The 14,185-nt window shown below is 64.8% G+C and carries 11 protein-coding genes, 1 pseudogene and 1 riboswitch; of the genes and pseudogenes, 3 read left to right on the forward strand and 9 right to left on the reverse strand.

The window, feature by feature from the left end:
- Window positions 1-129: 129 nt before the first annotated feature.
- Window positions 130-936: pseudogene (locus tag GTK01_RS15165) on the forward strand (aminotransferase class I/II-fold pyridoxal phosphate-dependent enzyme); the annotation flags it as partial.
- Here the strand turns inward: GTK01_RS15165 and GTK01_RS15170 are convergent.
- From GTK01_RS15170 to purD, 4 genes are all read right to left on the reverse strand, one after another.
- Window positions 937-1,170 (reverse strand): hypothetical protein, encoded by a 234-nt coding sequence (locus GTK01_RS15170; protein ID WP_252927413.1) that lies wholly within the window; start codon window positions 1,168-1,170, stop codon window positions 937-939.
- A 1-nt stretch (window position 1,171) separates the two neighbouring features.
- Window positions 1,172-2,263 carry a hybrid-cluster NAD(P)-dependent oxidoreductase gene (locus GTK01_RS15175; protein WP_252927415.1) on the reverse strand — a complete coding sequence of 364 codons (1,092 nt, stop codon included), beginning with the start codon at window positions 2,261-2,263 and terminating at the stop codon, window positions 1,172-1,174.
- Window positions 2,264-2,268: 5 nt separating this feature from the next.
- The gene (locus GTK01_RS15180; protein WP_252927416.1) at window positions 2,269-3,516 is read right to left on the reverse strand and encodes an aromatic ring-hydroxylating dioxygenase subunit alpha; all 1,248 of its coding nucleotides are present in this window, start codon (window positions 3,514-3,516) and stop codon (window positions 2,269-2,271) included.
- A gap of 111 nt (window positions 3,517-3,627) precedes the next feature.
- Window positions 3,628-3,844, reverse strand: a riboswitch (cobalamin riboswitch).
- A 74-nt stretch (window positions 3,845-3,918) separates the two neighbouring features.
- Window positions 3,919-5,190: a phosphoribosylamine--glycine ligase gene (gene purD / locus GTK01_RS15185; RefSeq protein WP_252927418.1), complete on the reverse strand. Its 1,272-nt coding sequence runs from the start codon at window positions 5,188-5,190 to the stop codon at window positions 3,919-3,921.
- Between the two features lie 101 nt (window positions 5,191-5,291).
- On the opposite strand from purD, the gene ubiA reads away from it, so the two are divergent.
- Window positions 5,292-6,266: a 4-hydroxybenzoate octaprenyltransferase gene (gene ubiA / locus GTK01_RS15190; RefSeq protein ID WP_252927435.1), complete on the forward strand. Its 975-nt coding sequence runs from the start codon at window positions 5,292-5,294 to the stop codon at window positions 6,264-6,266.
- On the opposite strand, the gene GTK01_RS15195 is transcribed toward ubiA, so the two are convergent.
- From GTK01_RS15195 to GTK01_RS15205, 3 genes are all read right to left on the reverse strand, one after another.
- The gene (locus GTK01_RS15195; RefSeq protein WP_252927438.1) at window positions 6,267-6,830 is read right to left on the reverse strand and encodes a DUF6101 family protein; all 564 of its coding nucleotides are present in this window, start codon (window positions 6,828-6,830) and stop codon (window positions 6,267-6,269) included.
- A 201-nt stretch (window positions 6,831-7,031) separates the two neighbouring features.
- Entirely contained in the window at window positions 7,032-8,459 is a 1,428-nt protein-coding gene (locus tag GTK01_RS15200; RefSeq protein WP_252927441.1) for an FAD-binding oxidoreductase, read from the reverse strand.
- A gap of 9 nt (window positions 8,460-8,468) precedes the next feature.
- The gene (locus tag GTK01_RS15205; RefSeq protein ID WP_252927444.1) at window positions 8,469-9,455 is read right to left on the reverse strand and encodes an L-threonylcarbamoyladenylate synthase; all 987 of its coding nucleotides are present in this window, start codon (window positions 9,453-9,455) and stop codon (window positions 8,469-8,471) included.
- A 145-nt stretch (window positions 9,456-9,600) separates the two neighbouring features.
- Here GTK01_RS15205 and GTK01_RS15210 point away from each other — a divergent pair, with 145 nt between their 5' ends.
- The gene (locus GTK01_RS15210) at window positions 9,601-9,903 is read left to right on the forward strand and encodes a hypothetical protein (RefSeq protein WP_252927447.1); all 303 of its coding nucleotides are present in this window, start codon (window positions 9,601-9,603) and stop codon (window positions 9,901-9,903) included.
- 3 nt (window positions 9,904-9,906) lie between these two features.
- Here the strand turns inward: GTK01_RS15210 and glyS are convergent, their stop codons facing one another.
- The gene (gene glyS / locus GTK01_RS15215; RefSeq protein WP_252927450.1) at window positions 9,907-12,051 is read right to left on the reverse strand and encodes a glycine--tRNA ligase subunit beta; all 2,145 of its coding nucleotides are present in this window, start codon (window positions 12,049-12,051) and stop codon (window positions 9,907-9,909) included.
- 202 nt (window positions 12,052-12,253) lie between these two features.
- Window positions 12,254-14,185 carry a DUF2207 domain-containing protein gene (locus GTK01_RS15220; protein ID WP_252927454.1) on the reverse strand — a complete coding sequence of 644 codons (1,932 nt, stop codon included), beginning with the start codon at window positions 14,183-14,185 and terminating at the stop codon, window positions 12,254-12,256.

Consider the following 14,185-nt stretch of genomic DNA (forward strand, 5'->3'; position numbering starts at 1 on the left):
AGGTCTTCATCCCAGCCTTCGCCGCGCGGACGGCCCTGCAAACCCAACCAGCGATGCCGCCCGCGCTGGCAACAAGACCGTCAATGCACTAACATTCCAGCCGGACCCGTCAGTGGGGGCTGATCAATCGTGCGACTTTGGGCCGACAAAAACGCCCCGGTCGTCACCTCGCTTGGCGCCTATCCGACCTTCAACTACCATGTCGCGGGGTTTGGCGCGCGCCTTGTCACCGTGCCTTATGAAGGCGACCGGGAGAGCCTTTTCGCCCTCCTTGAAGCCGTCAAACGCGAGAGTGCACCGCTCGTCTATCTCGCCAATCCGGACAACCCGATGGGCACCTGGTGGCCGGCGGAGGATATCCAGCGCTTCATCGACGCGCTGCCCGAGACCACGATGCTTGTGCTCGACGAAGCCTACGGGGAGACGGCACCCGCGGGCACCTTGCCGGCGCTCGACGTGGCGCGGCCGAACGTGTTGCGCATGCGCACCTTTTCAAAGGCTTACGGGCTTGCCGGCCTGCGCTGCGGCTATGCTATCGGTGAGGCGACGACCATCAACGCCTTCGAGAAAGTACGCAACCATTTCGGCATGACGCGCATGGCACAAGTCGCTGCTTCGGTGGCGCTGGACGACGAGGCCTACATGCAAAGCGTCATCGACCAGGTCGCATCTTGCCGCGACAGGCTGGCGAAGATCGCCGCCGACAACGGTCTCGTAGCTATCCCATCCGCCACCAATTTCGTCGCAATCGACTGCGGCAGCGACGGCGCGTTCGCGCTGAAGGTCATGCAGGCGCTGATCTCGCGCGACGTCTTCGTGCGCAAGCCGATGGCGCCGGGCCTCGACCGCTGCATCCGCGTCGCTGTCGCTCCGGCAGCCGAGATCGACATTTTCGAGCGGGAACTGCCGGCGGCGCTCGCCGAGGCCCGCGGCTGATCAGCCGGCGGCGAGACCGGCGAAGAGCGCGCGCAATTTCTCCGGCCCCTCGCCTTTCGCACCACTGGCGTCGATGCGGCTGACCTCCCGCGCGGCGGCTTGCTGCTGGTCGGCATCGGCCGGGAGCCACATCAGCCAGGCGAGGAAGACTGCTTCGGGCTCCTGCTGCCGGCGCGCAGCGAGGGCGGGGCGCGAAGGCGGCGGCATCAGTCCGAACTGACGTGCTTGTCCCATCTCAAGCCTCCACTGTGACGGGACCGAGCGGACGCGAGCAGCAGGCGAGGATGTAGCCTTCCTCGAGCTCGTGATCGAGAATGCCGCCATTGTGGCTCATCTCGACCTCGCCGGAAGTCTTCATGGTCTTGCAGGTGCCGCAAAGGCCGAATTCGCAGGCGGCGGGGATGCGAATGCCTGCCGCGCGCGCGGTCTGAAGGATGGTCTGGCCCGGCAGGCAGGGCGCTTCGACATCGGAAAGCGCAAAGCGCACCGGCTGCGCATCGGCCGGCGGTTCGGCCGCGATCTCTTCCTCGAACGGCGCCTGGATGCGCTCGATTGCCGGCGCGCCAAAGCTTTCCTGATGGTAGTGCGCCATGTCGAAGCCGGCCGATTCCAGCATCTCGCGCACCGCGCGCATGAAGGGATCGGGACCGCAGCAGAAGATTTCGCGCTCGCGGAAATCGGGCGCCAGCAGGGGAAGCCGCACGGCATCGATGCGACCCATGTGCCCGAACCAGCTTTCCCGGCTCGACCTTTCCTCGATCAGAAACCCGAGCGACAGGCCGGGCATCTGCGCACCCAGGAGTTCGAGCTCCTTGCGGAAGATGATCTCTTCCGGACGGCGCGCGCAATTGACGAAGGCGACATCGGTCTGCGGCGTGAAATCGTTCAGCCAGCGCAGCATGGACATCATGGGCGTGATGCCCGATCCGGCTGATATGAAGAGGTATTTCGCCGCCGGATGATTGTGCAGCGAGAAGGTTCCGGAAGGCCCGAAGGCGCGGATGTGGTCGCCCGGCTTCAGATGGTCAAACATCCAGCGCGTGCCGAGCGAATCCTTCTGCGCCTTGACCGTCACCGCTATGGAGAATGGCCGTGAGGGGCTGGAGGACAGGGTATAGGTGCGCATCAAAGGTTCGGGCTCGACCGGCAGCTCCAGCGTGATGAACTGACCTGGCTGGTAGCGAAACCAGGTCTGACTGTCGGAACGGAAGGTGAAGGTCTTCACGTCCGGCGCCTCGTCGACGACGCGCAGGCATTCGAGCACCTGGAGCCGGTCGTCCCAAGGCGTCATCTCGTCGAGGTACTTGTAGAGGGCGTGGGCGGTCATCGTCGTTACGCCACCGATCGTAGCGCCGGCATTGCGTCACCCGTCAGCCGTTCTTCTGCGAACCGGCAGTACCAGTCGACGAACTGCATCACGCCGCCTTCGTGTTCCTGCGAATACGGTCCCGGCTGGTAGGCCGGCGATGCGATGCCGAAGGCATTTTCCTCGACGATGCGGCGGTCCTGGTCGTTGGTTTCCGTCCAGACATGGGTGAGCTCGGCAAGGTCATAGTCGACGCCCTCGACCGCGTCCTTGTGCACCAGCCATTTGGTCGTGACAGCCGTCTCCGTGGGACTAATGGGCAGCACGCGGAACGTGACGGCGTGATCGCCGAGAACATGGTTCCAGGTCGTCGGATAATGGAACAGGAGAAGCGAGCCGATGCGATCCGCCGTGACGGTGTCGGACAGGTTCTTCTTGACCGCGCGCTTTCCCGTCATCGTGTAGCTGACGGCATCGCGCAGGAGCGGCACGCGAGTGATGCGGTGCTGGCCGTTCGTTGCGATTTCGAACCGGCTCGGCAGACCAGCCGCCTCGCACTTTTGCCAATGCGCGACGATTTCCGGGTCGCTTTCGGCCGCCTGCACGCCGGTAACGGTAGGCGCTTCGGGAAAGGTCTTGCAAAGCTCGGGATGGTTGCCCGCGCAGTGATAGCACTCGCGGTTGTTTTCCCACACGAGCTTCCAGTTGCCCTTCTCGACGACGGTCGATTCGAAAGCGACTTTCGTTTCCCTCAGGCGGTGCGGAGCGAGATAGGGTTCGACCTGCGCGCGCACGGGAGCGAAGTCGGCGGGGGCGTCGGAGAGGCAGATGAAAAGATAGCCGGCCACACTTTCGCAGGCGATCGGCTTCAGCCCGAATTGCGAAGCGTCGAAATCCGCGCCCATCTGGCGCGCGAAGACGAGCCGGCCGTCGAGATCGTAGGTCCACTGGTGATAGGGGCAAACGAGCTTGGCCGCCGTGCCCTTCGCCGCCGTGCAGACGCGCGAGCCGCGATGACGGCAGGTGTTGTGGAAGGCGCGGATCGCGCCTTTCGCGTCGCGCACCAGCACGACCGGGTAGTCGCCGACCTGCGCGGTGAAATAGCTGCCGGGCTTGGGCAGTTCGCAGTCGTGCCCAATGAAAAGCCAGTCGCGATACCAGATGAGGTCGAGGTCGAGCCGGTAGAAATCGGGGTCGGTGTAGAATGCCTGTTCGAGGCTGTAGCCGGGTTTGCGGCGTTGCAGCCGGGCCAGCATTTCGTTGCGCACATCCATGTCCTGTCCTGCCTTCATGCAAGGACTGAACTGGTGGAGATTTCGAAGGAGAAAGGCGCAACGAACCAATCCGCGCGCGCATCCGCCCCTTGACCGCCCACCGCGATCAGTCGGTTGTTTACAGGTTCAGGCTGGTTTCCGGGCTCAAGAGCTGGTCCCTGGATTGCTCCATCGACCTTGTCACAACACCTTCCCAGGCAAAATGCCCAGTGGCTCCCGTTGCGACGTCACTCCATTTACCGTTGCGGGGGCAGCGCCGGAATTTCACCGGCTTCCCAATTCTCCGTCTCCGTCATCCGGAGGCGGCACCTGAACTGAATGCATTCAAGCATTCGAAAGACCCGTCCGGAAGCTGGAATGCGACATGGGATGAGCATGGGGCGACGCGATGAAAAATCGACGTCAGCGTGTTTCCCGCTCGACCTCTCGCCAGCCGATGTCGCGGCGGCAAAAGCCTTCCGGCCAGTCGATCCTGTCGATGGCGGCGTAAGCCTTTTCGCGGGCTTCGCTGACGCTTTTGGCCATTGCGGTGACGTTCAGGACGCGGCCGCCATTGGCGACGATGTCGTCGCCCTTCCTGGCGGCGCCGGCGTGGAAGATTTCGACCTCGCCGCCGACCCTGTCGAGGCCGCGAATGACGCTGCCCTTTTTCGGCGCCGAAGGATAGCCTTCCGCGGCAAGCACCACGGTTAGCGCGACCTCGTCGCGCCAGCGCGCGGACATATGCGCCAACTGGCCGTCGGCAGCGGCGTTGAGCAGGATCAGGAGATCCTCCTTCAGCCGCATCATCAAGACCTGACATTCGGGATCGCCGAAGCGGGTGTTGTATTCGATGAGCTTTGGGCCGTCCTTCGTGAGCATCAGACCGGCATAAAGAACGCCCGAGAACGGCGCGCCCGTTTCGGCCATGCCCTTCATGGTCGGCTCGATGATCGTCCGCATGACCTCGTCAATCAAAGCCTGCGTCAAGACGGGGGCCGGCGAATAGGCGCCCATGCCGCCGGTGTTCGGCCCGGTATCCCCATCGCCAACGCGCTTGTGGTCCTGCGCGGTGCCGAATGGCAGCGCCGTCCTGCCGTCGCACAGGCAGAAGAAAGACGCCTCCTCGCCTTCGAGAAACTCCTCGACGACGACTTCCGCACCCGCCTCACCGAACCCGCCCTCGAAGCAATCGTCGATGGCGGCAACCGCCTCTTCCAGGGTCATCGCGACAGTGACGCCCTTGCCGGCGGCAAGACCATCCGCCTTGATGACGATGGGCGCGCCAAGCTGGCGGACATAGGCCTTCGCCTTCGGCGCGTTGTTGAAGCGCTGATAGGCGGCGGTGGGGATGTCGTAGCGGGCGCAAAGGTCCTTGGTGAAACCCTTCGAGCCTTCCAGGCGGGCAGCGGCGGCCGTCGGGCCGAAGACGCGGATGCCGTGCGTGGCGAGCACATCGGCAAGGCCTGCGACAAGCGGCGCTTCCGGTCCGACCACGACAAGGTCGACCGCCTCCGATTTGCAGAAAGCGGCAATCGCTTCGTGGTCATCGAGGTCGAGCGCCACGCATTTGGCATGCTCGGCAATGCCTGGATTGCCCGGCGCGGCATAGAGCTTCGTCAGCATGGGCGAGGCGGCGATCTTCCAGGCCAGCGCGTGCTCGCGTCCGCCCGAACCGATGAGAAGAATGTTCATGACCGCCCTCGCTTCAGCTTCGTGAGGCGGCGATAGGGGGTCTTTTGCAGCGGGTCAAGCGAACGCTTGACGATGCCGGCCCTGCCTGCCAATCGATGGCAATGGAAACGATCCAAACGAAGGGCGCGCGCGGGCGCGTTGCCGATGCGCCATCGGGCCACTGGGTCTATCGTGCCCTGCCGCAGGGGCTCTGGTCCTATGCGCAGCTTGCACGGTGGGACCGGCCAATCGGCTGGTGGCTGCTGCTCTGGCCCTGCTGGTGGTCCGCCGCGCTGGCGGGTGCGGCGAATTTCGACGCGGCCGGCGGCATTGCGGAGCAATTGCCCTCTGTCTGGCATCTGGCGCTGTTCATGATCGGCGCCATCGCAATGCGGGGCGCGGGCTGCACCTATAACGATCTCGTCGACGAGGGTATCGACGCCATAGTGGCGCGGACGCGCTCGCGACCGCTGCCTTCCGGCCAGGTCACGCGCAGGCAGGCCTGGGCTTTTCTATTCGGCCAGTGCCTCGTCGGGCTGGTCGTCCTCTTGCAGTTCAACTGGTTCGCTGTCGGGATGGGGATCGCTTCGCTCGGCACGGTCGCCGTCTACCCGTTCATGAAGAGAGTCACCGACTGGCCGCAACTCTTTCTCGGCTTTGCCTTTTCGTGGGGCGCGTGGATGGGATGGGCGGCGCATTTCGGCAGCGTCTCGCTTGCACCGGCGCTGCTCTATCTAGGATCGATCCTGTGGGTGATCGGCTACGACACGCTTTATGCACATCAGGACCGGGAGGACGACGCTCTGGTCGGGGTTCGTTCCACCGCACGGCTTTTCGGCGAGAAGACGAAGCCTTGGCTGGTCGCGCTTTATTCGGGAGCGCTGGCGCTCTTCGCCGCCGCCTTTGCCGCAGCCGAAATTGCGTGGCCAGCCTATCTCGGCCTGGCGGCAGCCGCCGCGCACATGGCACGGCAGATCATGGTCGCCGACATCGATGACGGCGACCAGTGCCTCAGACTGTTCAAGTCGAACTCGACCGTGGGCTGGCTGATCTTTGGCGGCCTCGTGCTGGGAAGCGTGACGGCAGCAGCCCTTTAACTAGCGACGCGCGATGATCTCGTCGCCATTGACCACGAGACGCATGCCGAGATTGCCGAATTTGCGGCGAGCGAGGAAGCGCGGACGCTTGTGGGCGGAGGCACGGCGCTTGCGGCGATCCTTGACCGGGGCGGTCTTCACCCCGCCAAGCGATTCCTCCAGCGAGCGGGCAACGCCGTCAGCCTCGAAGAGAAGCATGGGAAGCCGGTAGGCTTCAGCCCAGGCGCGCCAGTCGGCGGCGACGTCATCGAGGTCGTGGGCGACGAGCAGCGGGACACAGAGCATCGGATCGTTGTGCATCAGTTCCAGCGTGACCGTGACGGCGCCATCGGCGTCCTCGATCGCGCGGGCCGCAACGCCCTTGAAGGCGTTGGCCGGCAGGACGACGGTGACGGGAAGCTGGCTCTTCTCAAGCAGCCGGTGGATGGTGACGCGACGCCGGTCGATCTCGAACGAGACGTCCCCGAACGCGTCCTGGGTCGCGTAGGTCGTCGCTTGCGGCAGCCTGAAGGGATCGAGCCGCATGTCGCGGCCCGCCCAGGCTGGTTTCAGCCCCGTATTCATGTTTCGCCTTCCTGTCTCTCCTGAGAGCCGCCTTTGGCGGTTTCTCGCGGGCGGTTTTCCGCCTCGTTGGATTGGAGACTAGGCGCGGGCTGTTACCGTCGGCCTTAGATTTTCGGTTAAATTTGTCTGGATGCGCCGGATGGTTATCGCTTTCCAACCGGCTGAAAGGATTGGGAAAGCTGTGTTGCGATCCGGTTAGCGTCAGACGATCTTGCCCGGATTCATGATGCCGGCAGGATCGAAGGCGGCCTTGATGCGGCGCATCAGGTCGATCGCGAGCGGTGGGGCGGTGGCGATGAGTTCGTCGCGCTTCATGCGGCCGATGCCATGCTCGGCGGAAATCGAGCCATGCATGGCGCGGACGACCGCGTGGACGGCGTCGTTCATTTCCCGATAGCGCGATAGGAACGCATCCCTGTCGCCGCCTTCGGGCTGGGTGACGTTGAAGTGGAGATTGCCGTCTCCCATGTGGCCGAAGCAGACGAGCCGCGCGCCGGGTTCGACGGAGCGCACGGCAGCGGCGCCCTCCTCGATGAAGGCGGGGATCGCGGCGACGGGCACGGAGATGTCGTGCTTGATCGAGCCGCCCTCAGGGGCCTGCGCCCAGGACATGGATTCGCGCAGCTTCCAGAAGGCCTCAACCTGGGCAAGGTTCATGGCCAGCGTCGCGTCGGCGACGAGGCCGGCCTCGAGCCCCTCCCCGACGATTTCTTCGATCAGCGTGCGGGCGTCCTCGGCGGATCGGCCGGACGAGATTTCCATAAGCACGTGCCAAGGCTGCGGGCCGGAAAGCGGATCGACCGTGTCCGGGATGTGCTTCAAGGTGAAGTCGAGCGCGCGCTTCTGGATCAGTTCGAAAGCGGTGAGGCCTGCGCCGGCGCGATCGGAGGCGATGGCGAAGAGGTCGAGCGCGGCTTGCGGGCTTTGAAGGCCGATCCACGCGACTTCGCGGCCCTTCGGTTTCGGCACGAGCTTGACCACGGCGGCGGTGATGATGCCCAGCGTGCCTTCGGCACCGACGAAGAGGTTCTTCAGGTCGTAGCCGGTGTTGTCCTTCTTCAGCTTGCGCAGATCGTCCAGCACCTCGCCACTGGGCAGGACGACTTCAACGCCAAGGCAAAGTTCGCGGGCATTGCCATAGGAAAGGACGCCGGTGCCGCCGGCATTGGACGAGAGATTGCCGCCGATCTGACAGGTGCCCTGCGAGCCGAGCGACAGGGGGAAGAGGCGGCCATTCTCGTCAGCCGTTTCCTGGATGGTCTGGAGGATGACGCCGGCCTCGACCGTCATCGTGTTCGACTGAAGGTCGATCTCGCGGATGCGGTTGAGGCGGCCAAGGGAGAGGATGATCTCGCGACCCGTGCCATCGGGCATCTGTCCGCCGACGAGGCCGGTATTGCCGCCCTGCGGGACGATGGGCGTGCCGGTTTCGGTGGCGAGCGTGAGGATGGCCGCGACTTCCTCGACGGAGCCTGGACGCAGAACGAGCGGCGACGTGCCGCCGTAGCGTCCGCGCGGCTCGACGAGATAGGGCGCGAGCGCGTCTGGCTCGGTGAGCGCGTATTTCTCGCCGACGATGGCGGCAAATCTGGACAGGAGGGCGGGATCGAGAAGCGGCGTGGTCAGCATAACCGAAGCCTATTTGGCGACGGCCGGATTGTCACGCGGCGCGGCGGCGCGGGAAAGACGATCGTTGATCGCCTCGCCGAGGCCGTGCTTCGGGATCGGCGTGACGGCGATGGTCGACGCGCCGGAGGCATCGAGTTCGGCCAGATGGGAAAAGAGATTGGCCGCCGCCTCGCGCAGGTTGCCCGTGGGCGAGAGATTTCGCGTGGCAAGCGGACTGCCGGAGATGGAGAAGGAGCCGAAACCGAGCAACGCTTCGCCGGGCATGAGCGCGGTCGCATCGAGCCGGACAGCGGCCGCGGGCGCGTAGTGCGAGGCGAGCATCCCTGGCGCCTCGACCTTGCCGGACGCGGTTCGCAGGAGCGGCGTGTTGACGACGGCCTCGATGTCTTCGGCCGCGACGCCGCCGGGGCGCAAGAGCCGCACCATGCCATCCTCGATCTTGACGATGGTCGACTCGACGCCGACGGGTGTCTGGCCGCCATCGAGGACGAGCGGGATTTTCGATCCCAGATCGGCCTCGACGGCTGCGGCGCTTGTCGCGCTGATGCGGCCGGAGGAATTTGCGCTGGGCGCTGCGAGCGGGCGGTCGAGCCGGGCGATCACTTCATGCGCCAGACCATCGGGCATTCGCAGTCCGACCGTATCGAGGCCTGCCGAGACCAGCGGATGAAGTTTATGGCCTATGCGAAGCGGCAGCACGATCGTCAACGGCCCTGGCCAGAACGTGGCGGCGAGCTTGCGCGACAGGCTGTCAAAGATCGCGATATCCGCCGCCATCTTCATGTCGGCGACGTGGACGATCAGCGGGTTGAAGCGCGGGCGGCCCTTGGCCTCGAAGATCTTCGCGACCGCCTCGCCATTGGTGGCGTCGGCGGCAAGGCCGTAAACAGTTTCGGTCGGCAGCGCGACCGCCTCGCCCTTTGCCAGAAGCTCCACCGCGCGGGAAAGCCCCGCCTCACCTTTCGCGATTTCCGCCAAACCGATCTTCCGATTCATCTTTCCCGGCCAAGTCACTGAACCGGGATTCCTTTTCGGCCCGGATTAACGCCGTGAAATTGATGCCGCAAGGCAAAGCTCACGCGAAATTTTAAGGACTTGGTGCGGTCATGCTGACTTAGCCAGTCCGATTTCCGGGAAGCCCATGTCACGCGTTCTTCTTGCCACGTCCCTTCTCGCCGCCCTGCCGATCGCCGCCGAGGCCGGGTCGATCAGCGTCCTTCCGGGACCAAATGGGTCAACACCATCGATCATCGAGCGCGGAACAGCGGCCGAGCCGCGGGTCGAAACGGTGGTCCCGACCAAGGCCGAGACCAAGCGCGTCGTCACCCCGATGGTCATGCGCGGAGGCATTTCCGGGGGAGCCGCGCCGGTGCCAACGCCGCCAGCGTCACAAGCGCCGGAGGCGGAGTTCGACGCCGAGACGAATGGCGGCGAACTGGAATAGGGCTCAGCCTGCGATTTTCGAAAAGTCCGCCACCGCGCTCGTCGCCTCTCGGATGCGGGCAAGCAGTGCCAGACGGTTGGCGCGCACCGCCTGATTCTCGTCATTGACCAGCACCGCCTCGAAGAACGCGTCGACCGGAGCACGCAACACCGACAGCGCCATCATGGCGGCGGAAAAGTCCGGCATTTGAATCGCTTGGCTGGCATTCTTCTCGGCGTGGTTCACCGCTTCGAAGAGAGCGCTTTCTTCCGGCTGGCGGAAGAGGGACGGATCGACGGCCGCGGCGATCGCCGTGCCCTTCTTTTCCTCTGCAGCAAGGATGTTCGCCGCGCGTTTGGTGCCGGCAAGGAGGTTCTTGCCGTCTTCGGAATCGAGGAACATGCCGAGTGCGGCGACGCGGGAGACGATGAGGAGAAGGTCATCGGCTTCAGGCGAGAGGACCGCGTCGATCAGATCATGACGAGCGCCCTTGTCGCGCATGTAGACCTTCAGGCGATCATGGAAGAAGGAGAGGAGGTCGGCCGCAGCAGGCTGGTCGACTTCGATGCCGGAGACGAACGCACGTGTCAGCGGCAGATGAACGCCATTCTCAACCACAATTCTGATCACGCCCAACGCTGCCCTTCGCAGCGCGTAAGGGTCCTTCGAGCCGGTGGGCTTTTCGTCGATGGCCCAGAAGCCGACCAGCGTATCGAGCTTGTCGGCAAGGGCAACGGTAATCGCGACCGGGTCGGCCGGGACGTGATCGGACGGGCCTTGCGGCTTGTAGTGGTCTTCGAGAGCGGCGGCGACGGAGGGATCTTCGCCCTGCAAAGCTGCGTATTTGCGGCCCATCGCCCCTTGAAGCTCGGGGAATTCGCCGACCATCTCGGTCGTCAAATCGGCCTTGGCGAGGACGGCGGCGCGGACGGCGAGGTCGGGATCGGCGCCGACGAGGGAAGCGAGTTCACGCGCGAGTCTTGCGATGCGCGCGACGCGCTCCCCCTGCGTGCCGAGCTTGGCGTGGAAGGTGACGCCTAGATGATCGAGCCGGGCCATGCGCTGGTCGAGCGGTTTTGAAAGGTCGAGGCCGAATTTTTCGGCCGACGCGCCGAGTTGGTCGAGGTCCGGCAGGTCGGCCTGGTCGGTCTTCCAGAAATGAACGGCGTCGGACAGGCGCGCGCGCACGACCTTGCCATTGCCATGGACGATTTCCTTCCCGCCGTCGGCGGCCTCGATATTGGCGGTAAGCAGGAAGCGGTTGGCAAGGCCGTCCGGAGCGCCCTGCGGGCGCACGACGAAGCACTTCTGATTGGCGCGGATGGTCAGGCGAATGACTTCCGGCGGGATCGCGAGGTAGTCCTCTTCGAACTCGCCCATCAACACGACCGGCCATTCGACGAGGCCCGAGACCTCTTCCAGAAGCCCGTCGTCCTCGACGAGTTCTAGGCCGGAGGCGAATGCCAGGTTCTTTGCATCGTCGAGGATGATGCGCTTGCGGCGCTCGGCGTCGAGCACGACCTTGGCGGCTTCGAGTTTGGCGACGTAGTCGTCGAAGCGGCGCACGGTGATCGCATCCGGCGCATGGAAGCGGTGGCCATAGGTGACGTTGCCCGAGCGGATGCCGTCAATCTCGAAATCGACGACAACCGGCTCCTCGGTCTCGGGACCGAAGGTGCAGACGATGGACTGCAGCGGACGGACCCAGCGCATCGAGCCGGGTTTCGACGATGCCGCGCCCCAGCGCATCGATTTCGGCCAGGGAAAGGCGCGCACTACGGCAGGCACGATCTCGACGATAATCTCCTCGGCGGCGCGACCGGGCTTGACGAGATGGGCAACGTAGAACGCGCCCTTCTTCGGATCAGTGTGTGTGTGGGCTTCGGAAACGTTCGTGAGGCCGGCCTTGCGCAGGAAGCCCTGAATCGCCTGCTCGGGCGCGGAAACCGATGGACCCTTGATCTCCTCGCGCACGTCTTTCGAGCGCGCGTTGAGGCCGCGGATGTCGAGCGTCAGGCGACGCGGCGTCCAGTATTCGGTCGCGGCCTCATAAGTCAGGCCCGCCTCGACCAGACCGTCGGTGACCATCTTCTTCAGGTCGCCCGCCGCCTTGCGCTGCATGCGGGCGGGGATTTCCTCGGAGCGGAGCTCGAGAAGAAGATCAGGCATTGGTGAGCTCCATCCCGCATGCCTTTTCCAAATTGCGCGTCCTCACGCCTGCGGCGCTGCGGGCGCACCGGCGGGCGGGAATTTCCTCGGAGCGGAGTTCAAGAAGAAGATCAGGCATGGGATCGTTTCACGATGCTGGTGTTCACGGAATAGCGCTGGCTCTAGCAAGACCTCGCCAGTTTGTCATGCAGCAGCGGCGAATTTACCAGCCGCCGCCGCCACCCCCGCCACCGCCGCCGCCGGAAAAGCCACCACCACCTCCCCCGCCGCCGAAGCCGGAGGACGAGGACTGCGGTGCCGGCAGCGAAGCGGTGAAGCTGTCCGAAAGCGAGCCGGCGAGGCCGCCCATCGTCGAGCCGATCGAGCCGCCGTCAAAGCCATGGCCATGATACCAGGAAGGCGCCATGTAGCCGGCAGCAGCGCCCGTTGACGCAGCTGTCGCCAGCCAGGCGTCGAAGGCGCGCGACCACGGCTTTTCGACGCCGAGGGCGACGGCATAGGGAAGCAGGGTCTCGAAATGGCGCGGCGACATCTGCGGGGCACCCTGCATGTTCATGCGCTCTTTCTCGGCCACCGTCAGATATTGCTTGAGACCCCCGATCTCATCCATCGACCTGCGGCCGAGCGGCGTCGGCGCGCCCATCAAGAAAAGAAAGACGGCATTGACCATCACGATGCCGAGGATGGCCGCGATCGGCATAACCTCGCCGGGATCGAGGATGACGGAGAGGATCGTGGTGCTGAGGCCGGAAAAGACGACGAAGCCGGCAAAACCCATCATGACGACTGCCGCCAGACGTCCGCCGAGCGAGGTGGCGCTACGCATGCGCCGACCGAAATTGACGGCGAAGACGGACAGTACGATTGCCGGAATGGCAGTCGCGAACATCAGACCGAGCAGCCCTTCGCTGAGGCCGCCGAATACAATGAAGGCAAGGAGGGCCAGCACCGAAATCGCAATTCCAGCAAACACATATCCGGCGTTGTGACGGTAGAACCGGTTGCGGTGTTCCCGTTCGATGGCCGTGCGGAAGGACTGGCCAACCGCGACGACGCGGCTGCCATTCGCCTTGTCGACGGTGAGCATGTCGCCCGCCTGCGGCAGATGCGCGAGAATGGCCGCTTCGCCGACGGGGAGGTTCGCGGCGGGCGTCGCGGAGCGGCGGATGGTAAGTTGGCCGTCGAGATCGTCGAGCTCGACGAAGCCCTTGACCGCAAGATTGATCGTCGCGGCCGAGAGCGCATCCCACCCCTGCCCGCGAAAGCCGCGCTTGTCGATGTAGCTGGTGAGGGCCGGCGAGATATCCCGCGGCGGCTCCCATCGCGGCACGACGACACCGGCCGGCGGATCGCGCCCGACGCGCGTCCAGGCCCACAGATAGTAGGCAAGGACGATGGCGAGGCCGAGCGCGCCAATAAAAAGAGCGCGGTTGTCGCGCAGCCACCACTCGCGCTCCTGCGCGGCCGTAGGCGGGGCGACCGAGCCTTTGGGCATGGCGATTGCGACGGTCAGCCCTTCGCGGGGACGCAGCTCGCGATCGGCCTCGACGATGATGCGGTTGCCACCGTCAAGCCTTTGCGCGGAGGCATCCTGCGCCGTCGAGCCGAACGCGCCGGTGTAGAAGGCGACATCTTCGGCCGACACGCCCAGCGGCAGGCGGATGTCGGCGACGGCGTCGCGGATCGGAAAATCCCAGCCATTGCCGGTGACGTTCCAGTAGAGCTCGTCATGGGTGTCGAAAAAGCGGATCTGCCGGCCGGTCTCGTATGTGATCTCGTAGGTGTGGAGGCCGGGGGCAAGGAGCGTGTCGGCATCGCCGATGCGGATGCGCACAATGCCCGAGCCGCGCTCGGTGGCGTGTGGCTCGTCATCGCCGTCGCGGGTGACGGAAAGAATGTCGAAATCGACCTCGCGCAGACGGCCGGCTTCATCCTCGAAGCGAAGGGGAAAATCGCGGAAGATGCCGCGGCGGATCTGGTTGCCTTCCGCATTCACGGTGATCGTCTCTGTCACCTGCATGGTGCCGTCGGCAGCAAGTTCGATGTCGGCGCGGAAGGAGGTGATCTCTTCCTGTGCGAACGCGCCGGCGGCGAGCGCCAGAAGGACGAGGAACGAGGCGAGAATGCGCGTCAT

It is taken from the genome of Aliihoeflea sp. 40Bstr573 (assembly GCF_024105655.1).
GTDB lineage: Bacteria > Pseudomonadota > Alphaproteobacteria > Rhizobiales > Rhizobiaceae > Aliihoeflea.